This window comes from Paenibacillus sp. CFBP13512, assembly GCF_005233705.1.
Classification (GTDB): domain Bacteria; phylum Bacillota; class Bacilli; order Paenibacillales; family Paenibacillaceae; genus Saccharibacillus; species Saccharibacillus nuruki.
Window position 1 is genome coordinate 497,416 of sequence record NZ_QGAD01000001.1, and the last position, 25,324, is coordinate 522,739.

The 25,324-nt window shown below is 40.1% G+C and carries 20 protein-coding genes; 5 read left to right on the plus strand and 15 right to left on the minus strand.

Annotated features, from left to right (window positions below; genetic code table 11):
• Positions 1–29: 29 nt before the first annotated feature.
• The 15 genes from PaeCFBP13512_RS02180 to PaeCFBP13512_RS02250 form a co-directional block, all read right to left on the minus strand.
• The gene (locus PaeCFBP13512_RS02180; RefSeq protein ID WP_069329863.1) at positions 30–1,007 is read right to left on the minus strand and encodes a LacI family DNA-binding transcriptional regulator; all 978 of its coding nucleotides are present in this window, start codon (positions 1,005–1,007) and stop codon (positions 30–32) included.
• A 150-nt stretch (positions 1,008–1,157) separates the two neighbouring features.
• Complete coding sequence (locus PaeCFBP13512_RS02185; RefSeq protein WP_069329864.1) at positions 1,158–2,594, minus strand: glycoside hydrolase family 1 protein; 1,437 nt, start codon at positions 2,592–2,594, stop codon at positions 1,158–1,160.
• A 71-nt stretch (positions 2,595–2,665) separates the two neighbouring features.
• On the minus strand, positions 2,666–3,763 hold the full coding sequence (locus PaeCFBP13512_RS02190) for a GGDEF domain-containing protein (protein WP_161594190.1): 1,098 nt from the start codon (positions 3,761–3,763) through the stop codon (positions 2,666–2,668).
• Positions 3,764–3,869: 106 nt separating this feature from the next.
• Complete coding sequence (locus tag PaeCFBP13512_RS02195; protein ID WP_137220797.1) at positions 3,870–4,664, minus strand: class I SAM-dependent DNA methyltransferase; 795 nt, start codon at positions 4,662–4,664, stop codon at positions 3,870–3,872.
• Between the two features lie 47 nt (positions 4,665–4,711).
• Positions 4,712–5,635: a CvfB family protein gene (locus tag PaeCFBP13512_RS02200; RefSeq protein ID WP_069329866.1), complete on the minus strand. Its 924-nt coding sequence runs from the start codon at positions 5,633–5,635 to the stop codon at positions 4,712–4,714.
• Entirely contained in the window at positions 5,632–5,979 is a 348-nt protein-coding gene (gene rsfS, locus PaeCFBP13512_RS02205) for a ribosome silencing factor (protein WP_069329867.1), read from the minus strand. Before rsfS ends, PaeCFBP13512_RS02200 begins: the two co-directional genes overlap by 4 nt.
• Positions 5,979–6,563, minus strand: a complete 585-nt coding sequence (gene yqeK, locus PaeCFBP13512_RS02210) for a bis(5'-nucleosyl)-tetraphosphatase (symmetrical) YqeK (protein ID WP_137220798.1) — start codon at positions 6,561–6,563, stop codon at positions 5,979–5,981. Before yqeK ends, rsfS begins: the two co-directional genes overlap by 1 nt.
• A complete protein-coding gene (nadD, locus tag PaeCFBP13512_RS02215) occupies positions 6,544–7,137 on the minus strand; it encodes a nicotinate-nucleotide adenylyltransferase (protein ID WP_069329868.1) in 594 nt (197 codons plus the stop codon). The genes yqeK and nadD overlap by 20 nt, the downstream gene beginning before the upstream one ends.
• Before the next feature lie 43 nt (positions 7,138–7,180).
• Positions 7,181–7,477 (minus strand): ribosome assembly RNA-binding protein YhbY, encoded by a 297-nt coding sequence (yhbY, locus tag PaeCFBP13512_RS02220; protein ID WP_069329869.1) that lies wholly within the window; start codon positions 7,475–7,477, stop codon positions 7,181–7,183.
• A gap of 18 nt (positions 7,478–7,495) precedes the next feature.
• Entirely contained in the window at positions 7,496–8,371 is an 876-nt protein-coding gene (gene aroE / locus PaeCFBP13512_RS02225) for a shikimate dehydrogenase (RefSeq protein ID WP_137220799.1), read from the minus strand.
• Between the two features lie 36 nt (positions 8,372–8,407).
• Positions 8,408–9,535 carry a ribosome biogenesis GTPase YqeH gene (gene yqeH / locus PaeCFBP13512_RS02230; RefSeq protein WP_069329871.1) on the minus strand — a complete coding sequence of 376 codons (1,128 nt, stop codon included), beginning with the start codon at positions 9,533–9,535 and terminating at the stop codon, positions 8,408–8,410.
• Positions 9,532–10,059, minus strand: a complete 528-nt coding sequence (locus PaeCFBP13512_RS02235) for a YqeG family HAD IIIA-type phosphatase (RefSeq protein ID WP_069329872.1) — start codon at positions 10,057–10,059, stop codon at positions 9,532–9,534. Before PaeCFBP13512_RS02235 ends, yqeH begins: the two co-directional genes overlap by 4 nt.
• Positions 10,060–10,208: 149 nt before the next feature.
• Positions 10,209–12,425: a DUF4129 domain-containing transglutaminase family protein gene (locus PaeCFBP13512_RS02240; RefSeq protein ID WP_069329873.1), complete on the minus strand. Its 2,217-nt coding sequence runs from the start codon at positions 12,423–12,425 to the stop codon at positions 10,209–10,211.
• Positions 12,422–13,687 carry a DUF58 domain-containing protein gene (locus PaeCFBP13512_RS02245; protein WP_137220800.1) on the minus strand — a complete coding sequence of 422 codons (1,266 nt, stop codon included), beginning with the start codon at positions 13,685–13,687 and terminating at the stop codon, positions 12,422–12,424. Before PaeCFBP13512_RS02245 ends, PaeCFBP13512_RS02240 begins: the two co-directional genes overlap by 4 nt.
• A 2-nt stretch (positions 13,688–13,689) precedes the next feature.
• Positions 13,690–14,646, minus strand: coding sequence for an AAA family ATPase (locus PaeCFBP13512_RS02250; RefSeq protein ID WP_069329875.1), 957 nt, complete (start codon positions 14,644–14,646; stop codon positions 13,690–13,692).
• Between the two features lie 221 nt (positions 14,647–14,867).
• Here PaeCFBP13512_RS02250 and PaeCFBP13512_RS02255 point away from each other — a divergent pair, with 221 nt between their 5' ends.
• The 5 genes from PaeCFBP13512_RS02255 to PaeCFBP13512_RS02275 all read left to right on the plus strand — a co-directional run bounded on the left by PaeCFBP13512_RS02255 (position 14,868) and on the right by PaeCFBP13512_RS02275 (position 25,312).
• Complete coding sequence (locus PaeCFBP13512_RS02255) at positions 14,868–15,941, plus strand: M42 family metallopeptidase (RefSeq protein WP_137220801.1); 1,074 nt, start codon at positions 14,868–14,870, stop codon at positions 15,939–15,941.
• Between the two features lie 308 nt (positions 15,942–16,249).
• A complete protein-coding gene (locus PaeCFBP13512_RS02260) occupies positions 16,250–18,700 on the plus strand; it encodes a right-handed parallel beta-helix repeat-containing protein (RefSeq protein WP_137220802.1) in 2,451 nt (816 codons plus the stop codon).
• 546 nt (positions 18,701–19,246) lie between these two features.
• Positions 19,247–21,700, plus strand: a complete 2,454-nt coding sequence (locus tag PaeCFBP13512_RS02265) for a right-handed parallel beta-helix repeat-containing protein (RefSeq protein ID WP_137220804.1) — start codon at positions 19,247–19,249, stop codon at positions 21,698–21,700.
• A 321-nt stretch (positions 21,701–22,021) separates the two neighbouring features.
• Positions 22,022–24,337 carry a right-handed parallel beta-helix repeat-containing protein gene (locus PaeCFBP13512_RS02270; protein WP_069329879.1) on the plus strand — a complete coding sequence of 772 codons (2,316 nt, stop codon included), beginning with the start codon at positions 22,022–22,024 and terminating at the stop codon, positions 24,335–24,337.
• A gap of 183 nt (positions 24,338–24,520) precedes the next feature.
• The gene (locus PaeCFBP13512_RS02275; RefSeq protein WP_069329880.1) at positions 24,521–25,312 is read left to right on the plus strand and encodes an SDR family oxidoreductase; all 792 of its coding nucleotides are present in this window, start codon (positions 24,521–24,523) and stop codon (positions 25,310–25,312) included.
• Positions 25,313–25,324 lie beyond the last annotated feature (12 nt).

Here is a 25,324-nt window from a genome sequence, read left to right on the forward strand (position 1 = left end):
AAATATTTATCCATCAACGTCCATAGATGTTAGACACTACTGCGTTCGATTAATGTATAGGGAATAAGCCGTTTGGCTGAAGTTAATGTAGGATCAAGGCTACGTTCATAAAATAAAGAAAAAGCTTGTCTGCCGATTTCTTGCAAATTCTGATCAATCGTCGTGAGTTGCAAGCCTGCGGAGATCGGCTGATTATCATAACCGATAATCGCTAATTGATCTGGAATACGTAGACCATATTGCCGAGCGCCTAACATCACACCTGCGGCAGCTTCATCCCCTGTAACGATTAATGCAGAAGGTGGTTTATCCATTTCAGCAATCTGTTTCGCAATTTGTTCGCCATCACTCATATGAATACAATCTGGAAAAATCCACTCTGAATACACTTCAAGCCCTGCGGCATGGAGTGTATTTTGATATGCACGGAATCGCGCTTGACTGCTAGCACTTGTTTTGCGACCGACACAATAACCGATTCGGGTATAACCACGATCTAATAAATACTGAATTCCACTACAAAAAGCATCATAATGATCGGTATAGACTGCTGATAGATTAGACTCTTCTGTATACTCACAGACGACTATAGGCCCTGATTCACTGTAGGACTGAAATTCTGCCCACGGCAATACACGTGAACATGAAATAACGCCATCCACTTGTCTTGTACTGAGCATATGTAGATATTCCCGTTCTTGATCTGGATTATATGAAGTCTGACATAACAATACATGATATCCATATTGATAAGCTTCTTCCATCACTCCTGCAATAATGGCATGATAATACGGATGATGACTAAAAGGCAAAATCAAGCCCACTGTACGGGTTTTGCCACGAATGAGGCTGATTGCTTGTGAATTAGGCGTATAGCTATTTTGTTCGATCACTTGCTGAACACGCAATCGCTTATCTTCACTGACATAAGGATGATGGTTGAGCACTCTGGAGACTGTAGTGACGGATACGCCTGCTTGTTTGGCAATTTGTTTGATATTGACCATGAGGTAACTCCTTTCTGTTTATACCATTTCAATAAACTTTGTGTATTATTTCTATCATAGCTTATAAATGATAAAAACGATAAAAACCGTTTATTCTTCTTAGTCATCTAACGAAGAATAAACGGTTTATTTAGATATAAAGGGATCTTATTACAATTGTTCGCCGTTGCTTTCAATCACTTGTTGATACCAATAATAGCTCTTTTTCGGAATACGACGCATATCTTTTTCACTGTCTTCATCACGGTTAATATAGACAAATCCATACCGTTTCTGATAGCCATTCAACCAGCTTAACAAATCTGTAAATGACCAGCTACAATAACCAATCAGATCAACACCATCAGCTATAGCTTCACGGCATTGTTCGAGATGTGAACGTAAATAATCAATACGATAATCATCTTGAATACTTCCATCGGCTTCTAACTTATCGAATTCACCTAATCCATTTTCAGTAATAAAGACAGGCAATCCATAACGACTTGTAATACGGCGTAATCCTATACGAAGCCCGATCGGATCAATCGCCCAATCCCAGTTCGACGTTTCTAAATGTCCATTAGGTGTTGTTTTGTATAGCCCTGGTCGCCCTGTATCTTCATTGCTTCCTTTTTGACCAGTCGTATTCATTTTACCTTCAGCGACACCATCAATTGGATTGAATTCATAAGTGATCGTCTGATAATAATTAACACCAACAAAGTCAGGAATACCTTTGGTCAGTAGTTCAATATCACCTTCTTCAAACGTTGGTGCTAGATCATGTTCTTGCAGATAACGAAGTGCTACCTGTGGATAATGACCGAGACAATACGTATCCAGCCACCAATTATTTTGAAACTCTTCTGCATTCTCATACGCTAACATATCACGAGGTTGGCTACTCGCTGGATACGAAGGAGAATACGCAAAGCTAGGTCCTATTTTACCGTTTGGTACATATTGACGGAATGATTCGATCGCTTTGGCATTCGCAAGAAAAGCAATATGGTTCGCTTCGTAAAATCGTTTGCGATCATGTACACCCGGTGGATGCATCGCTGTAATAAAAGCATGATTCGAGTTATAATTTTGCTCATTTAAAGATACCCAATACTTCACACGATCTCCATAACGCTTATACAATGTGATGCAATACTGGTTGAAATCTTCAATCATTTCTCTGGATTCCCATGCTCCATACTCATCGGCAAGCGCTTGAGGCGCATCCCAGTGATATAGCGTTAATACAGGTTCGATCTGATTCGCAATCAATTCATCAATCAATTGATCATAGAATACTAAACCTGCTTCATTGACTTCCCCTTTACCTTGCGGATAAATACGAGGCCAACTAATCGAAAAGCGATATGCTTTAAGCCCTTGCTTTGCCATCAAAGCAATATCTTCTTTATAACGATGATAATGATCTACCGCTACATCTCCGTTGGTTCCTTTAAACGTTTTCCCTGGAATTTTGGTAAAAGAATCCCACATCGAAGGCCCTTTACCATCTTCATCCCAAGCTCCTTCTACCTGATAGGCTGCTGAAGCAGAACCCCATAGAAAATCTGTCGGAAACGCTTTTTTCTGTTCATGATGCATATTATACTCCTCCTTCAAGCTGATCATGCTTTTATGATAAAGTATGAAATGCATTTCAGATCAAGCACTGTTTATTTCAGTGGTTCAGCTAACTTCACCTGATTACGTCCCGAAGACTTCGCCACATACAATGCTCGATCTGCTTGTTCAAACATATTTTCAGGCTGATCTTGCGGATAACAACTAATTCCTATTGAGATGGTGACCTGAATAATCTGTCCATCTTCTAATTCAAATGGATGAACTTCGACCTTTTTACGAATAGACTCTGCTATCTTTAGCGTCTTTTCTATAGTGCAATCATTCAAAATAGCAGCGAATTCTTCTCCGCCTTTACGAGCACAATAATCATTCGATCGCATAGTCATCTTTAATAACTGAGCCACTTGGATCAAAATAACATCACCATTCAGATGCCCGTACGTATCATTAACTTGTTTAAAATGATCAAGATCAAACATAAGCAAACTAAAAGGCTGTGCTTGATACGCTATATTCATTGTTTTTTGCTCAAACATTTTCTCAAACGCCCTTGGATTATGAAGCCCTGTTAAGAAATCGAGATTGACCGCTTCACGCATCAGTAGTAATGCATCATCCGTACGTTTCATATAACGAAGCAAATAGTAGACGAATAAGACCGCAGGAATATAAAAAAGGGAAAAGATAATAATCGTAAAAAAGGCTTTCTCACCCAATACAGAAAAAACAGATAAACCATATACAAGTAAAATACCAAACATCATACGAACCCATTGCGATAAGACTAACTCTTTGCCTTTTTTGATAAAAAATCCAGTCACAATAAAGGTAAAAATCGCATTAAAAAAGCCAATAAATGAACTAAAATTGATCGGATCAATCAAAAAGAGTCGATATACGCCAATAATAACAGCAGTCACCAAGCTACTTAATGCCCCGCCAAAATAAAAGGAAAGGATAATAGCCACTTGGCGAAGATCCAGCACGATCATATCTGATAAACGAAATGAAAAGTATTTGGTAAGCATAATACCAATCACACCAGCAAATACACCGGATACTAATTTGACATACAATGAATGGATATCAATTCGTTTACTAAGCCATTTTAATATTAAATTACCAAAGAAAAGAGTTGTGGTTAGAAACGTAAGATTGTTCAGCAGGGATTGAATAATAGTTATCATCTCAAAATCCTCATCTATGAATTTGAAAAGCATTACGTGTAGATCAATCAAATAGATAGATCAAAAAAGCTCCCTATACTGGGAGCTTCTTATAAAGCATATCATATTATTTAATCGCTACAAAGAACAATCTAGACGCATCATTACCAGCTTCAACCCATTCAAAGTCAGCATAACAATGTACATCTCGAAAACCTGCTTTGATTAATTCTGTTTTCAGCCATTCTGGATCATATGAACGCTGAATATGCGTTTCTTCAAATCGTTCATATAAAGCATTACGCTCTTCACCTGCACGGGCAAAAATCGTCAAATGATGCTCGATCTCAGTACGAACTTGATCATATTCACATGTCCATAAATATGAAACAGAACGCTCATCTAACATAAAAGGTTGCTCTTCATCGTAACGGCGTAGGGTCTGCGGATGATGAACATCAAACACAAACGTGCCACCTGATTTGAGCCCTTTATACGTAGATTGGAATGTATCTACGATATATTCAGGTTCTGTTAAATAATTAAGACAATCGCAAAATGAAATCACACTATCCACAGGCTCTGGCAACATCCAATGCGTCATATTTTGACACACCCAATTGACACTCCCGTTTTGGAAAAGACGGTGTCCTTGCGGAGTCGATTCTAGCTTGTCTTTAGCAACAGATAACATATCCGAAGATAAATCGATTCCTGTCACTTGAAAGCCTGCATTGACCAGTGGAATGGTAATACTCCCTGTTCCACAGCCAAGCTCAGCGACGGTACGAGGCATACCATATTTATCCCAGACTTCACGTACAAAGCGTAACCAATCTGGATAGGGCATGTCTGCCATTAATTCATCATATACATAAGCAAACTTCCGGTACGACAATACGCTAACCGTCCTTCCGTACATCTGCAACATTGATTACAGAATGATCAATTCATACTACAAGTTATCTATTAAGACTGTTGTTCTTCGTCAGGCGCAGAAGCTTCAGCAGCATCGGCTGGCTTGACTAACATCGTCCAGTTTTCTTTCTGCTCGACAATGCCTTCACGCATCAATTTACCAAGTGCACGTTTGAACGCAGATTTACTGATGCCAAAACGTTGCTTGATAATATCAGGTGTCGTTGTATCCGAGTAAGGCATCGCTCCGTCAGGACGCTCATTTAAGAATGCAAGTAAACGCTCTGCATCTAGATCGCGACCGACTTCTTTACGCTGAATCATGGATAGATTGACACGTCCATCTTCACGAACTTGAGTCACACGTACATTGACTTTTTCACCTAGACGAAGCATACGACTGCGTTCGCTTTGGTGAATCATACCCAGTGCACCGAATCCAAGTACGCCACCTTCTACAATCACAAATGTTCCCATTTGTAACGGACGATAGACTTGTGCATCTAACCAGAGGTTGACCCAAGATTCAGGAGCGTGAAAAGTATGCTCCATAAATTCAAGTTCACCTGCTAATTTGGCACGAAGACGACCTTGACGATCATGCTCCATCATCACATAGACTTCATCGCCTATTTGCGGACGAAGTTCTTTAAGTTCAGGCATTTCGCTTAGAGGTAATAACAACTGGCGACCCAGTCCCATTTCAAGAAATGCACCCAGACGAGGATGAAGATCAGCCACTGTTAATTTCGCCATTCCACCTAACGTTAAAAATGGCTTTTTCATCGTTGCTGCTAGACGATCTTCGGTATCATGGAAAATAAACACTTCCAGATGATCGCCTATCTTGATTTTTTTAGTGATTTCACTGTAATGAAGCAACACATCGTTTTCTCCATCAGACAGAAAAAAACCATACGGCGACACTTCACGCACTAATTCAAGCGTTAATACTGTACCTGATTCAAAACTCATACGTTCTCCATCACTTTAGCATCTGACCACAGACGCTCGATATTATAGTATTCACGCTCATCACGATGGAAAATATGCACGACAACATCGCCCAAATCCATCAATACCCAACGAGCTGCATTTACACCTTCCATACCACGAATCTCAGCTTTAGCATCATGCATTACTTTACGAATTTCGCTAGCAATCGCTTGTACTTGTGTATCCGAGTTACCGTGACAAATCACAAAATAATCAGCAATCATAGAGACACCACGTAGATCTAGTGCTACCAGATTGCTTGCTTTTTTACTTTCAGCTGCTTCTACAGCAAGTTGCAATAATTGTTCAGGATTCAATTTCATTAAAGTTCCCCCTCGAGTTGTAGCTGTTTGACTAAATCGTTGCGAGATAATACGGTCAAAGGAAAAATGATCTGGCGTTTGGCAACCAATAACTGAATCGTTGAGTCAAATCCAGCGACTAACCCCGCTTCAAGACTGTGCTCAGCTAGACTACGAATATGATCAACTCCTGGAAAATCACGTCCAGGCTCTATATAATCAGCCAAACAAATCACTTTTTCCAAAACAGTCATACCGACACGTCCAGAAGTATGATAACGAATCGCATTCAATATCTCTTCATCGTCTACACCATATTCTACCTGTGCCGTATATGCTCCCACTTCAGCATGCCATAACGGCTTATCATACAATAATAATTCATCATTCAAAGCATGTTCACGTAACACTTGCTCCTGGCGATCACTTGTCCAATATTTAGCGACATCATGCAAGATTGCAGCGATCTCGGCTTTGACGGGATCAGCACTATAACGTTTGGCAAGTACAATCGCTGATTGCATCACACCTTCGGTATGCTTCCAGCGCTTTTGTGGCATTTGAGCGGATACTGATTCCATCAACTCATCTCGTGTCAGGTTCATAGATTCCGCTCCTTTTTATATATTCATTCACTTGATCATGTACCATATAACGAACAGATTGCCCTGTTGCTAGACGTTCACGGATATCAGTCGACGAAATGTCTACTTGTGGCATCTTAACCAGAACAACTTTTTCCTGCAAATAATGAGGTAAATCTTCTTTGCGAATCACAGAACCTGGACGACCGACACCGATAAAAGTAAGCACCTGTGCTAGCTCTTCAATTCCATGCCATTGTGTTAACGAATTTACCATATCTGCACCGATAATAAAAAAGAAATCATGTTCTGTATAGCGTGCTTTTAATTCACGGATCGTATCAATTGTATAAGATACACCTCCGCGTACAAGCTCTATATCCAATGTACGAAAAGCAGGATTCGTTCCTACTGCAAGCTCCACCATCTGAAGACGTTCATCCCCTCCGGCTCCTGCTTCGTGCTTATGCGGTGGAATATGTGACGGCATAAACCAGACTTCATCTAAATGACAACCTTGAAGTGCTGCTTCTGCTGCTAACATATGACCGATATGCACAGGATCGAATGTTCCACCCATAATACCGACTTTCATGAATACACCACCGAATACGATTTTATAATAGAAATAAGATCAATTAAGCTTTTGGTAATTCAATTTGTTTGTGGTCTTTGGATTCTTTGTACAAAATAATCGTACGTCCAATCACTTGTACCAACTCGGATTTTGTACTTTTTGCTAATTCTTCAGCCAAATCTTTTGGCTCTTCTAGACAGTTGTTCAATACTGAGATTTTCATCAATTCGCGCGTTTCAATCGCATCCAGTACATGACGAACAATCCCGTCATTCATACCGCCTTTACCGATTTGAAAAATCGCATCTAAATGATGTGCTTGTGAACGCAAAAAGCGTTTTTGTTTTCCTGTTAACATATATTTCTCCTTCAATACCTATTCTTTTTGATGATTCATCGCTTCAAGTAAAGCACTACGCATGACAGATACCGGTGCAGGTTGCCCTGTCCAATATTCATAGGCATATGCTCCTTGATATACAAACATACCGAGTCCGCCAACTACCGTACAACCACGACTTTTAGCTTCGCGTAGAAAACGTGTTTCTAACGGATTGTAGATCAGATCACTGACAATAATTCCTTCTGGAATGCGTGACTGCTCTAGTGGAGTCTCGTCACTATTCGGTGACATGCCGATCGAAGTGGTATTAATAAGTATATCGGTCTGTGCAAGAACTTTATCGAGTGTATCATAACTGCCACTTTGTACTTGTAAAGTGTCATGACTGAACTCTGTTGCTAGCTGTTCAGCCTTGTCTACTGTACGATTAATAACCGTTACACTTGCAGGTTGTTCTCGCAACAAAGCATAGACCACTCCACGTGCAGCACCACCTGCACCTAGAATCGTAATGTGCTTACCGGATAACTCACTATTCAATTCTTCTTTTAATGAACGGACATAACCGATACCATCGGTATTATATCCTTTTAATTTACCATCTTGAATAACCACTGTATTCACAGCACCACAACATACCGCAGATTCATCAAGCTCATCCATCAACTTCAGCATTTCTACTTTATGAGGAATCGTTACATTGAATCCGCTGAAGCCTAGCGCTTTGGTGCCTGCTACAGCTTCTACAAGTTGTTCTGGTTTCACATGTAAAGGAACATACATCCCCGGAATTCCTGATGCTTCTAACGCAATATTATGCATAGCTGGTGACTTCGAGTGTCCGATTGGATCTCCCATAACCCCTAATAAAAGCGTATGATGTGATAGATCATTTTTCCGGTCTGTCATGATGTACATCCTCCTGTGAATAAGATGGGTCTTCGATTAGATCAATGATGGACGCATCATTACTTTGACACCTTTAGGCAAATGAATAGCAGCTAATGCGCCTGTGTCACCGTTAACTTTGATCCAACCTAAGCCTGAAATAAATAGATCATATTGTGAACCGCGTGGAACACGGAATTCATGACGTGTCCATTCTGGCAAATCAGCTAAATGTTCTTTGGTTGGTGGCGCAAGCATAACTCCTGCATGGTCTGCAAATAAGTCATCTGCACGTTCCAACTTGGTACGATGGATTTTGAGACCATTATTAATGAAGCAAGTAAATGATTGACGACCACCTTCAAGGTAATCAAATCGTGCCATCGCTCCGAAAAATAGCGTCTGACCTTCATTTAATTGGTATACCATCGGTTTGAGTGGTTTGTCCGGCATAATCGCAGCCAAATCTTGCTTGGTCACCAATTCTGTATAACGAGATTCGTATACAATTCCTGGTGTATCAATAATAAAATGTCCATCATCTAATGGAATATTGACGGTATCCAGTGTTGTTCCCGGATAGCGCGAAGTGGTTAATTCTTCTTCCAGATCACTATAATCTGAGATCAGACGATTGATCAATGTAGATTTACCTACATTCGTTGCACCGACCACGTACACATCACGGTTACCACGCATCTCGCCAACCACTTCCAAAATACGTTCAAACCCTGTATTTTGTTTGGCACTACAAAGAATAATTTCCTCGGTTTTGAGTCCGATTTCTTTCGCTTCTTTTTGTACCCAATTACGCAATTTGTTCCAGTTGGTTACTTTAGGCAACAAATCGATTTTGTTTACAGCTAGAATCACAGGATTATTTCCTACAAAACGTTGCAATCCTGAGATCACGCTACCCTGAAAATCGAACAAGTCGACAATATGGATAACCAGTGCATCCTTTGTGCCCACTTCACTGAGCAATCGCAAGAATTCGCTCTGATCTACCGTTACTGTCGACGATTCATTATAATTGCGGATACGGAAACAGCGCTGGCAGACTAGAGGTGTTCTTTCTAGTGCTTGTGCTGGCAAATATCCTGGTAATTCAGGCGCGTCCATCTGTAGAGCAATACCGCATCCACTACATTTCGCACCCGCGGTAAGACCGCTTTGTTCTGTCATTTATTCTTTTCCTCCTCGGACCATAGTCCTTTTCTACGCAGTCGTTTTCTTGCAAACCGTTCGACCTGACGGTTAACTTTGGTTCTCCAACCTTCATCAGCAGCAGCGATAGGTAAGACTAGAATTGTAAATAAACCCAGTCTGTTCCCACCATATACATCTGTTAACAATTGGTCACCGATAACAATAGTCTGTTCTTCGCTCCATTTCATCAGCGTCATTGCTTTGCGAAATGGTGCATTGGACGGCTTGCGTGCCGCATGCACAAATTTGATATCCAGTGGTGTAGCAAATAAGGATACCCTGCTCATATTGTTATTCGAGACAATAATCAGCTCGAAGCCGTATTTTTTTACTTTAGCAAACCATTCGATCAATTCCGGTGTCGCATTTGGCGCTTTAGCACCAACGAGTGTGTTGTCTAAATCTGTAATGATTCCACGATAACCTTTGGCATACATTGCTTCTAGATCAATATCAAATACAGTATTCACGCGCAACTTGGGTACGAGCATCTCAAACAAGCTTTATTCACCTCGGTTTCATACGACAAACTATATCATAAGTGTAACCTATCTGACAAAAAGAAACGCCGCATAAGCGGCGTTTTTTGTAGGATTTATAAATAGTTTGTCCAACGTTTTGAACAATCGTTCAGCCATCCATTATTATACTACTTTGTGGACGTTTTGCGCCATCTTTTTCGCAAGTTTTGTAGATGATGTTGCATTGTTGTCCACTCTTCCTCTGTAATCTGATTCGGACTGTATTTGGCTTTTTCAAACAATTCAAGTAATGGGGTTAAATGTATCGCTAAATCTGGACGTACCTCTTCCCATCGGGTCACCGATTCACGCAATGTTTCATGAGGACGACGATCCATTCCATGGCGTTTCATCCAGGCGAACCAGCGTTTGGATTCAGCCATCATTTTTTGTTGCGGTGTCAAAGCTTCACCTTGACGCATACGCATAATCATAAAGCTCAATTCACGACGGTAGCGAATCAACATCACGATTGCCCAAGCAGCAATCACACCACTTGCTATCCAGATCACAGCAGCAGGTACAGCAGGCTCATTGTTTTGTACCGGTGCTTGCGTTTCTTCTTCCTCTGGTGTCTGTTCTTCTTCCTCTGGCTCAGGTGTTGGTGTATCATCTGCTGGTGTCTGAACAGCCTCTGTAATCATCGGCATATCAAATCCTGGTGTGGCTTCAATCGGAACCCATCCATAATCAGCAAAATAAATCTCTGCCCATGAATGTGCATCTGCATTAGTTACCGTATATTCTGTAGCACCATCCGGGAAATAATCACTGGTTACATAACCGGACGCTTGCCCGGGTGCATACCCTTTAACCCAGCGTGCAGGAATATCTAATGAACGTGCCATCATCACCATCGCTGTAGAATAATAATCACAATACCCTTCTTTGACTTCAAATAAAAAGCTATCTACAAAATCACGACTTTTTTTCTTCGACAAATCAGGATTGTTAGTATACGCAAAATTGTTTTGCAAATATTGTTGTAATAACTCTACTTTCTCGTACGGCGTGTCTCCTGATGCGGTTACTTCTTTGGCTAGATTACGCACACGATCAGGCAATTCCGAAGGAACTTGTAGATACCGATCTAACGATTTATCGGCATAGAGTTGATTAAATGTTTTCTTTTCCAATTCTTTGACAGGTACGATCGGCACTCTGGAAACCAGTGAATACGATTCTGGGAATTTACGATTCTGACGTGTAGGGCTCCAGTGCACTTCGCCCGGGTTACTACGCCAATCCAGTTGTGACGTATCCGACCCACCATCGACATCGGTTACTCTCCCTATCGTATAAGCACCAAATAATACAGGATATGTCACATTATCTTCAGACAGCATTTTTACTTGTTGCTTAACGGTTTTCTTTTCTACATCTGACGATTCATCCAGTGGAAGCTCGGTACCTGCTTCGACCGATTGCAGTTCACTCCAACCATTACTAGAGCGATCGATCCAACCTTCGCCTGAATAGACTAATCGTGTCTCGCCCCGCCAGTAACTACGACTGGTAGTGCTGACTGTCATCACCGGTGTATAGTCAAAATTAAAACCGCCACCTAGATTGGAATCTTCACGACTATATCCAGAAGAAGCACCTTGTCCATTTAAAGGATTAGAACCATTGATCGTAATAACAGCTTCACCACGCCAATTTTTCCATGCTGTATATGGATCTTTAAGTGTAGGTTGAACTTCCGGTACATTGACACCTACCAGTAAAATGATGGAGAAAATAACAGCAATATTAAAAATGATTTTGAGCGGATATCTACGTAAATGTTTCCATCCTTTGGGGAATCGTTGCTGAAAATAACGAAAATGATTACTTACCAGCCAACCCATTCCTGCAAAAACAACCCATGCGACTTCTTCCCACATCATCGAGGTTGTAAAAGAATCCAAAATCGACAACGCCGCAATATTCGTACCGACAAACATAATAATGGCTCTACGTGAAGAACCGATTCGAGCAGAGACTTCGATCAACACCCATGCCGATAACACAAACCACAAGTAAGGCGAGACAGTCTGAGTAAATGTTTCTACATTATCGGTGAGTGAGCCTTCTTGCCAGCTATAAAATCCATAATGACTGAGTACATAATAGACTGCACCCAGTACAGCAAATAATTTGATCACTAGACGATAGATCATTTTGAGTGGTATCAAAATATCAATAATAGCCACTACAGCCATCGTCGCTAGAACAAGCGGTGTCGTTTCTTGATACCAGACTCCATTGGCATAATTAATCCATTGCAGCGCAATAATAAAAACCCATATTAAAGATAACGAATAATACCAAGAGCGACTTATTCCATCCCACCATTTTTTCAAATCGCTCCACCTCCTAACACAGCTGGCAATTGCTCTAATGAAGAGATTGGATAACACGATACTCCGCGTGCATGAGCAGATTGTGACCAGTTGATTACAGCTTCTTTATTTTTTTGCATCGTAGGGTTAATTAAAAATTGAAGAGGAGTCATTTGACGAATACGAGCAAATTGAAAAATCTCCCATACTTTTTCATTCATTAAAGGCGTAATCAAAATAAATAAAGTACCTGCTGGAAACATACGCGCATGATCTTCAAGTTTATCTAATAAACGTCCTTTACCATCTGCCATCACATCGACAAGGTGTAGACGCATTCTTTGACGTTCCCCTACATGATCGGATGGCAAGAATACTCCGCTATTCTGACCGGTTGTAAATAAACCCATTCCCATCCGTTCCCGTACCCCATAATCAAGCATTGATGCCGTCGTGGATACCGCTAATTCAAAAGCTTCATCTGATTCATAATGATCAGCGATCGCATCAAGTACCAGTACAGTTTTGGGTAATGATTCATGTTCAAATTCTTTTGACTTCCAATTGCCTGTACGAGCGGTAGCAGACCAGTGAATTCTTGAAATTCGGTCACCATATACATAATCACGTACACCATTAATCTGATTCGTTTCCGGACGGGACATCAATTGCGAGGTCTGTTGACCTCCAAGTCTAGAATACCGTGATCCCATTTGCCAGTTCGGAATAAAAGCAATTCGTGGTAATACCAAAAATTCACCGGACGCTGTAAATCGCCCTTTATTTTCGATTAATCCAAAAATATCTTCACTGATACATTCGGTACCATAAAAGCGGTAACGTCCTCGTTCTAATGGAGGGGTCTGAAATAGTAGTTCACCTTTGCCCCGCATACTTGGAATCAGACTTTCTTCAAAAGACCACGATTCACCATTGTGACGCTTAAGCGTTTCACGAATAATCACATATGGTAATGGCAGAAATCCAGGAATCGTCACATCCAGACGTACCTGTACTTGATCACCTGCCAGAATCATTTCTCCTTGTTCCCCTGCTGTCGATAAATGGCGCTGACCATGAGCGCGTCCAACACCACGAAAGCCACCGCCAATTAAATATAGCGACAGCAAAGAAACCATCACAAATAGCATGACCGATGTTTTACCACCTTGAAAAAGCACATAAAATAAACATCCAATCCATACCATAAACACCAACCATAATTTAGACGGTTGGCGTTTCCACTGCAAATTCAGACGCAAGTATGAAAATAAGGCTCTCATACTTATTGTCCCATAGATACAGGAGCATGAATTTGCTCCAAAATCTGCGCTACAATTCGTTCAGAACTCATGCGCTCCATCCGTGCTTCTGGACGTGGAAGTATACGATGTGGAATAACATAAGGAGCTAACTTCTTCACATCATCAGGGAGTACATAATCACGATTCTGTATAAATGCATAGGCTTTGACAGCCATCATAAAGGATAATGTTGCACGTGGACTGGCTCCAAGTAATACCGATCCATGTTCACGTGTATGGCGAACCACACTTACTAAATAATCACTTACCGATTCATCCAAATGAATCTTACGAATCTCTTGTTGAATATCAGCGATATGCTGCATATCCGTAACAGGTTCTAAGCGATCCACCGGTTGTCCAGCAGCACCATGACGAAGCAAATTGCGTTCAGTCTGCTCATCTGGATACCCTAGTGTAATTTTCATCATAAAACGATCCAATTGAGCTTCAGGCAACATGTATGTTCCTTCGAAATCAATCGGATTCTGTGTAGCACATAACATAAAAGGATGAGGCAATGGATGAGTCTCTCCATCTACAGTAACACTACGCTCTTCCATAACTTCTAATAAAGCGGATTGTGTCTTGGTCGTTGCACGATTAATTTCATCCGCAAGTAGAATGTTCGTCATTACTGGACCTGGACGGAAATAAAACTGCTCATCCCGAGGATGAAAAATAGAAACACCTGTGATATCACTTGGCAAAATATCGGGATTACATTGAATACGACGATATTGACCACTCATTGATTTAGCAAGCGCTTTGATCATTTGCGTTTTACCTGTTCCCGGGACATCTTCTATGAGTACATGCCCTCCAGCAAGCAAAGCGGTAAGCAACAATTCGATTTCAAATGATTTGCCTAATATACAGGATTCTAGATTGGATCTTACAGCTGCAATGACTTCCATAGATTCTTTGCGTGCCGACATATATATAAAACCTCCTACTTCTGGTTCATATTCTTATATAATGATGTAATGACTCTAACTTTGTTGAAAATGTGTATATAGTTATATTGTACATGAACGATAAGTCAGAGTCACTTCAATAGCTGATTACAATTTGAAGTCAGCGCGAATGATTGGACATTTTTCGACATGAAGTTCATACTGTATCAAAGAATAACACTGTTAAGGAGTGACCTACGTCAATGGATAAGCAGACGCTTCAGATGTTTAAACAATTAACCGAATTCCCCGCAGTATCAGGGTTTGAAAGAGAACTTCGTCAATTCGTTAAAGAAAAAATGGAACCGTATACCGACGAATTTGTACAAGATCGATTAGGTAGTCTATTTGGTGTTATGCGTGGTGATGAAAGTGGCCCTAAAATGATGGTTGCTGGTCATTTTGATGAAGTTGGATTTATGACAACAGGCATCACTGATCAAGGTCTTATCCGTTTTCAACCGTTAGGCGGATGGTTCAGTCAAGTCGTGCTTGCTCAACGTCTACATATTATTACCGATCAAGGCCCTATCGTGGGAGTTGTTGGTTCTACCCCTACTCACTTACTTAGCCCGGAACAACGTAACAAACCTGTAGATATCAAATCCATGTATATTGATATTGGTGCTGATGATCGTGCAGAAGCAGAACAAATGGGGTTACGTCCAGGACTGCAAATTGTACCGATCTGTGAATTTACACCAATGGCTAATCCCAAAAAAATTATGGCAAAAGCTTGGGATAATCGCTATGGAGTCGGTCTAGCGATTGAATTATTACAAGCTCTTCATGGAGAAAAGCTTGGTGGGACTTTGTATTCTGGCGCAACTGTGCAAGAAGAATTGGGATTACGTGGTGCACGTACTGCTGCACAATTGATTCAACCAGATCTATTTTTCGGACTTGACTGTAGTGCGGCTAACGATATGACAGGCGATCGCAATGCATTCGGTCATTTGGGTAAAGGTGCATTATTACGTATTTATGATCCAACTATGTTTACCCACCGGGGTATAGTTGAATATATTCAAGATACTGCAAGTACACACCAGATTCCAGTACAGTATTTCATTTCTGCTGGTGGTACAGATGCAGGTCAAGTTCATGTCAGCGGAACAGGTGTACCTTCAGCTATTATCGGTATTTGCGGACGGTATATCCATACTTCATCTTCGATTATTCATACCGATGATTATGATGCTGCCAAAGAATTGCTCATTAAATTGGTAAAAGGGATGAATCATTCTACCTATCGTACCATTTTGGATCGAGCTTAATCTATCGAATGATCATGATTATTCCTATGTTTTCACTTTAATGATACGTAAATTTCCGGTTGCCAGATCTCTTAATAGGAGAAAAGTAACCGGATTTTTTTATACATTTCCTTCTTTTCAAAGTGATTTATATACTAAATAACTACAAATTCTTCCCGACTTTTTCTTCGCTTAATCTACATCACTCGCCATTTTCAGTGCATAAATGAGACTTTGCAAACGAACGGTTTAACCCTATCGGCACATGTAATCTAGTGATATACCATTTATAATAAGCAACAAAATAGATAGATAAAAGGAGAGAACTAATGAATTTAAAGACTGTACTGTACCAAAAATGGTCTAAAAATCTGATGTTATTGACTGTATTTTTGATGCCTCTAAGTTCGTTTATCTACTCGGTACCTGTCACTGCGGAAGAAAGTTCTGCATCTAACAGCGAATCGACTCTGTCCAATCTGTCTACAGTAACTCAAAATGTATATGTGTCTCCTAAAGGTAGTGACTTCTTAGGATCAGGGACTCTACAGGCTCCTTATCGTACCCTTCCCAAAGTTCGCTCTGTTTTGCGGGATACGTATGCTGAACGACCGGCTGGCGGAACAACAATCTGGTTGCGAGAAGGCGAATATGAATTGTCTTCTACCTTAGAATTAAATGAACTGGATTCAGGTTCAGCCGACAGACCAGTGACATATCGCAACTATCCTAATGAACAAGCAGTGATTACGACTGCCAAAACAATTGATCCCACACGTTGGAAACCGCTTAATTCTGAAGCGGCAGCTCGTGTTCATCCGGCGGTCTATGCTGATCAATTAGTCGAATTGGATGTACAATCGTTAGGACTCAAAAATACGTCTGGGTTCCCGGGAGGGACTTCGTTTACAAAAGAATGGGGTATTGTCGATCTGATTGTAGATGGCGTACGAGAACCGATCTCTCAATGGCCTAATCCTCAGCAAAAAATAGGCAAAAATCGGGTGGGCTGGGTAACGATGAATGGTTCGGCTGATCCTCAATCTTTTTATTACGGTGAAGGTGGACAACCAAAAGATGGAATAACCACAGATGAAGTGAATGCCGATCAGACCGATCGTACTGCACGCTGGCAACGATCTATCGAACAAGGTCATGATCTGTATCTCAAAGGATTCTGGCGTACTGATTTTGACCCTGTTACTAGCAAAGTAGAAAGTATTGATAACACACGCCATACGATTCGTCTAGTCGATATTCCAGAAGGCGGAATGGGTTCTAAATGGAGTAAAGATGCTCCTGTAGCTGATTCTACAGGGACAGGGACAACTACATCTACAACTATCTCTACTCCCCTGCCAGCTCAGTCTCCTGTGACTATTCACGGGGATACGTATGTTACGCAAGATGTCTATGTAACCGATGACGTTTATCATGCGCCCCTGTTTCCTGAGCCGTTGCTAACTGCTACTTCTGTTACATATCAAGTGTATCGGGTGGGAACAGGAACCGAAGAATGGCAAGCACTGAACCTGTTGGATGAGATTGATACGCCGGGAGAATGGGCTTTGGATTTTAAAGATCAGAAAATCTATTATTATCCTGACGGCGATATCAACAAACAGAATATTATTATTGCCGATCGTACAGGCCCTATTATCAAATTAAATAATGCTTCGTATCTAAACTTTGTCGGTCTGACGATTGAAGGTGGTTTAAATAACGGTATCGAGATGCAAAGTTCTCATCATATTTCACTGGATAACAATACGATTCGTAATATCGGTGGTGGTGGAATTCTCGATTATTATGGTCATGACAATCGGATACAAAATAATACCATCTATGAAACAGGAAGTTTTGGGATCAGTATTGGATATGCAGGGAATCGAGATACATTGACCCCTGCTGATTCATGGATCACCAACAATCATATTCATAACACAGGTACACTGATTGCTTTGGAAGGATTAATTATTACGCAGTCGATCGGAATGACGATCAATCATAATCTAATCCATGATGTGCCTAAGCATGGTATACGCTATGTGTATAATAATGATCTGCTTTTCGAATATAATGAGCTTCATCATATCTCGCTTGAAGATGGAGATGCAGGAGCTTTCTATACCGCTCAAGACTGGACTTCATACGGTAATGTATTACGTTATAACTATGTACATGATAGCCCGCGGGCAAATGGATTCTATGCAGATGACGGGGATAGCGGAGATACATTTACCAACAATATTGTCTCAGGAGTATCCAAAGCATTTCTGTTTGGCGGAGGTCATCATAATCGAGCTACAGGAAATCTGATTATTAATGCCACATCTGGTATTCAGATTGATGATCGCGGTATTGCACGCAAATATACAGCAGACAGTACCCATGCGGAACAATTAATTGCTAAGAACCCTTCTACCGGGCCTTGGAAAGAGTATGGTCGTGTGTTGGCAGATACGTATGGATATGATACGAATCTATGGAAAAACATGTTGAATCCAAAATGGCATCCTGAATACCCAAATGGGACTCATTTCAAAGATAATGCTATTGTTCAATCGGGTACACTGGTTATTCCTAAAAAAGGGGCTGTTATTATCCAAAACAACCCAAGAATCACAAATACTCAATCGGCTGGACTGAATCCGAATACAACAAATGGATTCTACACTCAAAATCCTACGATTTTGGCTATCTTTCCAAATATCAATACCATTTATCCACAGATTGGATTGCAAAAAGGAGAGGTTATCTCTACCTCCTCTTCTGATTGATAGATCCTATTTAGGTTAAAAGAATACCTTCTCAATCCAAATAGCCAAATGCTTCAGACATTGATCTGAGACTTTTGGCTATTTTCTTATGTCCTATATAGCTATCGGGGCTATTGCTTGCTGACTGAATAGGAAGGACATACTAATATAATTTGATTTTCTATCGCAATAGATACCTTCAAGAATGAGACATTAAGGCGGTTATCAGTTGTTGGAACATATACTATACTGAGGGTGGCTAAAGAAACACCAACACTTTCAATTTATTCTTCTATCTATCTCTTCTACTTCTTCCCACTCTTTATTCTACTACTTAACCTACTTGTTTACGTTATCCCTACTTCATTACATTTTGCTTTCCTTGATCTTCTTTCTAATACGAGTATATCGAAAGTTGAGATCACGGATTAATCCAATACTATATCTGACCTAATAACCCTACTCAATTATAAGAAAACAGCTACAGTTAGCCATCTTAGAGTACATCTATTCGTTCATCATTTATTTGATAACAATAGCATTCAGGATATTTAGGAGGAAAATATAATGGTAACAACTACGAAATGGGTAGCATGGATACTTTCACTGAGTCTTATGATTACTCTTCTACCAACAGGGCAAACCAGTTATGCTGCAACAAATCAAATGCTTAGTAGTGGTAACACGGTTGCAACTAACGTTAATCTATACGTCGATCCAACAGGAAATGATACAACAGGGACAGGCACTAAATTAGCACCTTTCAAATCATTATTCAAAGCTAGATCAACGATTCGTGCTTACAAAGGCAATTTACCAGCAGGTGGTGTTACCGTCTGGGTCAAAGGCGGAACATATAATCTAGCTACAACATTCGATCTCAATGCTCAAGATTCAGGAACACCCGATAAACCTGTTATTTATCGCACGTACCCGGGAGAGACGGTTACCTTAACAACAGGTAAAGGCATTGATCCTACATCATGGCAACCTTTAAGTGCAGATGCAGCGGCACGTGTTAATCCTTCTATTCAACCAAGTAAACTACGCGAGCTAGATGTAGCTTCGCTCAATATACAGAATATTGCTGGCTTTGCAGGAGGTACAACATTTACAGAACAATGGGGTATTGTTGATCTGATTGTAGATGGTATTAGACAACCGATCTCTCAATGGCCGAATGAAAATCAAAATATCGCATCAAATCGTGCAGGTTGGGTCACTATGAATGGATCCGCAGATTCCAAATCCTTTTATTATGGTGAAGGCGGTATTCCAGAGAACGGAATTACAGACGATGAAGTCAATCAAGACGGTACCAATCGTATTCAGCGCTGGAAAGCTTCCATGGCTAAAGGGCATGACCTGTATCTCAAAGGATTCTGGAGAACAGCTTGGAGCCCTGTAACGAGTAAAGTAGGCGCTATCTACCCTAACGATCATATTATTTCTCTATACGATATTCCAAGTGGCGGTATGGGCGATAAATTTAGCAAAACGGTTGTTACAACCAACACACTCAAAAGTTCAACGGTCAGTATGAATGTTTATCGTCCTAATCTAATGTCTTCTGCTTCAGTACAAAAAGATGTGTATACTCCAGCATTTTCTGTTCCAAGTGCTAATGTGAACCTCTTCAATGTGACTGCTAGTGTCTATGGATTGGCTAACGATGAACCTTTTATTCCAGATACAAGTGTGAGCTATAGAGTTGGCACAGGAAAAGAAGAATGGAAAGCTATTAATTATTTAGATGAAATCGATGTTCCTGGGGAATGGGCACTTGATTTTAAAGACGGCAAAATTTATTACTATCCTACAGGTGATCTTACTAAACAGATGATTACCTTATCGGATAACAAAGCATCTATTATCAAAATGAGTGACGCTTCTTATATTCAATGGCTTGGATTTACGGTTGAAGGTGGTATGGGTAACGGCATCGAGATGCAACGTTCTCATCATATGAAGCTTGCTGGAAATACAGTCTGTTATGTAACAGGCACAGGTATTGTTGATTACTACGGCAATAACAATCTGATCCAAAGTAATGATATATTTGAAATTGGAGCTGCTGGCATCTCTATGGGGTACTCAGGAGATCGTACTACTTTGACAGCATCCAATTCTAGAATCAATAACAATCATATTTCAAATATCGGCACATTGATTAGTCTTGAAGGTATCGTGATACGCGAATCTGTAGGGATTAAAGTCGATCATAATCTTATTCATGATACACCCAAAGCGGCAGTTAAGTATACTTCAGATAACAACTTGTTGTTTGAGTATAACGAAATTCATAATACGTCTTTAGTTGAAAGTGATTCCGGTGCTTTTTACACACCACAAGACTGGACTTCTTATGGAAATGTACTCCGTTATAACTTTATTCATCATAACAAACGGTCTCATGGATTCTATTTTGATGATGGAGATAGCGGTGATATTGTCAGCAAAAATATTATTCAACAATCTCAAATCGCTTTTATCATGGGCGGTGGACACGATAATCTAGCGCAAAATAACCTGATTATCGCTTCTAGAGCAGCAGGACAAATTGATGATCGTGGTATTACACGTGGATATACCGCTACAAGCACGTATGCTCAGAATTTGATTAGCAAAAATCCAACTTCTGGCGCATGGCTACAGTACGGTAAAGATTTGAAAGCAACTTATGGCTACACTACCAATCTATGGGCAGATATTCTTAACCCTGAATGGCATCCAGAATATCCAAACGGTTCTTCGATTTCCAATAATGTATTTGTACAAACAGGCGCAGTCACTACACCTAAAAAAGGATCTTTTACTGTAGCGAACAATGTGATTCTAAATACGATCGCGGACGCTCAATTTTATAATGCTAACACAATGGATTATCGTACCAATAATGCAAGTATTCTGAGCAAATTTACAGATTTAAATACGATTTTCCCACAGATCGGATTATCTCAAGATGAGTATAGAGTGCAAGTCGTTTCTAGATCAGCATCAGGCGGAATGAGTAATCATTAAAATGAATAGGAATTTCCATATTATTGTGAACTTTTTATGAATACAGTAGGTCTACCCCTTTTACTCCTCCTACTAATGATTCATAAAAATAACTTTTATTTCGGGGATAATTAGTAACTAAATATCTTAATTATCCCCTCTTTTATCAAAAAAAGTCGATTTTTCACTTAAATTAACCAAATTTATCTATAACCATTACAAAATGGGCAAAAGTATCCGACAAAGTAACTAGTGAGCCTAATTCGATAATTATAAAACCAAATATCCAATTCTAATACAACTATAGGTAAACCATATTACAGTATGAAAGGATGTTTTATAATGTTCAGAAAGACACCGTTAGCCATGTTAATGGTGATAACTACACTAGTTGTAAGTACTTTGTTATCACCAAGTTCCGCTTTTGCAGATCGTACCGTAAATGGAACTGTTGTTACCCTAAGTAGTGGAGCAACGACCAATACAGGTCTCAATATCTATGTAGATGGTTCTGTAGCAACTGCTGGAACAGGGACAAAAGATGCTCCCTTCAAAACACTGATCGAAGCTAGAAATGCGATTCGTGCTAAAAAAGGAGTTTTACCTGTTGGAGGAATTACAGTATGGGTCAAGGGCGGCACATACAAATTCACTTCTACAATGGATATGAATGCTTCTGATTCTGGAGCACCTGGTAAATCAATCGTTTATCGTACCTATCCTGGAGAGAAAGTTATTCTTTCTAACGGTACATCTGTTGATCCTACACTTTGGAAACCTTTAAATAGTGAAGCACAATCCAGAGTTAATCCAAAAGTTAGTGCAAGCAAGCTAGTTGAACTGGATGTAAAAGCTTTAGGGCTTACCAATATTAACAGCTTTCCTGGAGGCAATTCATTCTCCGATAAATGGGGCATTATTGATCTGATTGTCGATCATGAACGTCAACCGATCTCACAATGGCCGAATCCAGGCGAAATGGCTGGTTCCAAACGGGCTGGTTGGACAACAGCTAACGGTTCCGCAGATGCTAAATCTTTTTACTACGGTGAAAATGGAATCCCGACAGATGGTAAGACTGATGATGAATTAAATGCAGATGGAACCAATCGTTCCGAGCGTTGGGCTGCTTCTGTAAATGCAGGACATGCTCTCTACCTTCAAGGCTTCTGGAGAACGGTCTGGAGCCCTGTGACAAGCAAAGTACAAAGTATTGATAATGCAGAAGGCAGTATTTCTTTGTTAGACACCCCTACAGGCGGTATGGGTTCCAAATGGAGTAAAGATATTGCTAACTCTAACCCTGTTTACCGTACAGGTGATGGAACAGAAGAATGGCGTGCAGTGAACTATCTAGATGAGATTGATGTTCCTGGCGAATGGGCACTTGATTTCAAAGATGGCAAAGTGTACTACTACCCTGATGGCGATATCAAAACAAAAGATGTAGAAATCGCTGATAATGCTACACCTATCATCAAAATGTATGCGACGTCCTACCTTCAATTGCTAGGCTTCCAATTAGAAGATAGCATGAGTAACGGGATTGAAATGCAAAAAACACACCATATTACAATTGCAGGTAATACGATCTTAAACGTAAGTGGTGGCGGTATTGTCGATTACTATGGCAGTTACAATTTGATCAAAAGTAATGATATTTACGATACAGGTGAATTCGGAATAAGTCTTGGTTATGCAGGTGATCGCACAACGACATTTACCAAATCCAATACACGTGTAACCAATAATCATATTCATCATACTGGTCTACTTTCTCACCTTGCAGGTATTATCGTACGGGATTCCAATAATGTATGGGTCGATCATAACTTGATCCATGATGTTCCCAAAGATGGTATTCGTTATGTAAGCAGTACAAATCTAACCTTTGAATTTAATGAAATTCATAATGCTGCTCTAGTTGAAAGTGATACAGGAGCTTTCTATACGGCTCAAGACTGGACTTCATACGGAAATGATCTTCGTTACAACTTTATTCATAACAATGTACGTGCCAACGGATTCTATGTGGATGGCGGCGATGCAGGCGATAACTTCTACAACAATATTATTCAAGGCTCTGATCGTGCATTCCAATTTAACGGTCATCATAATATTGGTCGTAACAATGTCGTGGTTGCTTCTTCCAAAGTACAGATCGAAAATCGTAGTGATGTACTCACAACTGATGTGGTAGCAAATGCGATTATGACGAAAAGTTATGGAGTCGGCAGTAGCTTTGCAGATGGATTGCGTGCTAAAAATCCTTCATCCGGTGTCTGGGCAGGCTTTGCAAGTGAGCTCAAAACACGTTATGGTTACACAGATAACTTATGGACAGATATCCTAAATGCTAACTGGCATCCAGAGTACTCTAATGGTTCCAAATTAGTAGATAATGCATTCGTTCAAGTCAATAGTATTATCAAACCCAAACTTGGAAATATCACTGTTGAAAAAAATAATATTCTGTCTAAAGTAGCAGATGCAAGCTTCTTCAATTACGGTCAAATGGACTTGCGTACTAACAACAGACAAATTCTTGAGAAATTCCCGAATTTGAATAGTATTTTCCCTCAAATCGGATTGCAACAAGATATGTACCGTATCCGTGTGGTAACTCGTGCAGAGACAGGCGGATTCACCAATCATTAAGTTAAATGGCCAAGATACAGCCGAACTTCTTTTGTAAAGAAGTTCGGTTTTTTGTTGTGTTTAGCTCTAGCTATACTTGTGCATGACATGAACCCATTTGATTAGTTATCCAAGCGAACGGGTAAATGCACTATGAATCCGAACGACACGAAGACGATACAGAACATACAGGAGGAATTCATCATGTTAGGTAAAAAAACAATTTTTATTACAGGTGCTGGTAGTGGACTTGGTAAAGGTGCTGCATTAGGTCTTGCCAAAAAAGGACATAAAGTGATTGCTTCCGTAGAAATTATTCCTCAAGTGACAGAGCTTCGAGAAGAAGCCAAAGCTCAAGGACTCGATATTGAAGTACTCAAATTAGATGTAAATAAACCACTTGATCGTATTCAATTGGAAAAATATGATTTTGACGTATATGTAGCGAATGCAGGTATTGGTGAAGGTGGCCCACTTGCTGAGATTCCAGTCGATAATATCCGTCAAATTTTCGATACCAACGTTTTTAACTCATTAGAAATGGTACAGATTGTCGCTCGCCAATTTGTCGCTAAAAAGAAAGGTAAAATCATTTTTGTCAGCTCTATCGCTGGACTAAGTGTGACTCCTTATCTTGGTGCATATTGCGCTTCCAAACATGCTGTAGAAGCGATGGCTCAAGCGCTTAAAGAAGAACTGAAAGAGTTCGGAATTCAAGTCGCTACAATCAATCCTGGTCCTTACAAAACAGGATTTAACGATAATATGTTTGAACAAAAAGAAAAATGGTATGATGAGAAAACCAACTTCACCAAACGTGCTGATTTGTTAAAAGGTGAAAAAATGCTAGCTCAACAGTTCGATCCTCAAGATATGATCGACAAAATGGTGGAAGTCATTGACGCGAAGCACCATCCTTTCCGCAATGTGTATCCAAAACCATCTGAAGAGCAAGTAAAAGAATATCAAGCAAAAATATGGGAAGAAACAGTATAAATCTTTTCTTTT

What these genes read in the sequence shown, in the direction of transcription:
- yhbY (WP_069329869.1), bottom strand. Translation starts at nt 7,477, where the DNA reads ATGTTAACAGGAAAACAAAAACGCTTTTTGCGTTCACAAGCACATCAT.
- PaeCFBP13512_RS02190 (WP_161594190.1), bottom strand. Translation starts at nt 3,763, where the DNA reads ATGATAACTATTATTCAATCCCTGCTGAACAATCTTACGTTTCTAACC.
- rsfS (WP_069329867.1), bottom strand. Translation starts at nt 5,979, where the DNA reads ATGAAATTGAATCCTGAACAATTATTGCAACTTGCTGTAGAAGCAGCT.
- PaeCFBP13512_RS02195 (WP_137220797.1), bottom strand. Translation starts at nt 4,664, where the DNA reads ATGTACGGAAGGACGGTTAGCGTATTGTCGTACCGGAAGTTTGCTTAT.
- PaeCFBP13512_RS02250 (WP_069329875.1), bottom strand. Translation starts at nt 14,646, where the DNA reads ATGTCGGCACGCAAAGAATCTATGGAAGTCATTGCAGCTGTAAGATCC.
- PaeCFBP13512_RS02185 (WP_069329864.1), bottom strand. Translation starts at nt 2,594, where the DNA reads ATGCATCATGAACAGAAAAAAGCGTTTCCGACAGATTTTCTATGGGGT.
- yqeH (WP_069329871.1), bottom strand. Translation starts at nt 9,535, where the DNA reads ATGACAGAACAAAGCGGTCTTACCGCGGGTGCGAAATGTAGTGGATGC.
- PaeCFBP13512_RS02180 (WP_069329863.1), bottom strand. Translation starts at nt 1,007, where the DNA reads ATGGTCAATATCAAACAAATTGCCAAACAAGCAGGCGTATCCGTCACT.
- yqeK (WP_137220798.1), bottom strand. Translation starts at nt 6,563, where the DNA reads ATGAACCTGACACGAGATGAGTTGATGGAATCAGTATCCGCTCAAATG.
- PaeCFBP13512_RS02275 (WP_069329880.1), top strand. Translation starts at nt 24,521, where the DNA reads ATGTTAGGTAAAAAAACAATTTTTATTACAGGTGCTGGTAGTGGACTT.
- PaeCFBP13512_RS02245 (WP_137220800.1), bottom strand. Translation starts at nt 13,687, where the DNA reads ATGAGAGCCTTATTTTCATACTTGCGTCTGAATTTGCAGTGGAAACGC.
- PaeCFBP13512_RS02200 (WP_069329866.1), bottom strand. Translation starts at nt 5,635, where the DNA reads ATGAGTTTTGAATCAGGTACAGTATTAACGCTTGAATTAGTGCGTGAA.
- PaeCFBP13512_RS02270 (WP_069329879.1), top strand. Translation starts at nt 22,022, where the DNA reads ATGTTCAGAAAGACACCGTTAGCCATGTTAATGGTGATAACTACACTA.
- PaeCFBP13512_RS02260 (WP_137220802.1), top strand. Translation starts at nt 16,250, where the DNA reads ATGAATTTAAAGACTGTACTGTACCAAAAATGGTCTAAAAATCTGATG.
- nadD (WP_069329868.1), bottom strand. Translation starts at nt 7,137, where the DNA reads ATGAAAGTCGGTATTATGGGTGGAACATTCGATCCTGTGCATATCGGT.
- PaeCFBP13512_RS02255 (WP_137220801.1), top strand. Translation starts at nt 14,868, where the DNA reads ATGGATAAGCAGACGCTTCAGATGTTTAAACAATTAACCGAATTCCCC.
- PaeCFBP13512_RS02265 (WP_137220804.1), top strand. Translation starts at nt 19,247, where the DNA reads ATGGTAACAACTACGAAATGGGTAGCATGGATACTTTCACTGAGTCTT.
- aroE (WP_137220799.1), bottom strand. Translation starts at nt 8,371, where the DNA reads ATGACAGACCGGAAAAATGATCTATCACATCATACGCTTTTATTAGGG.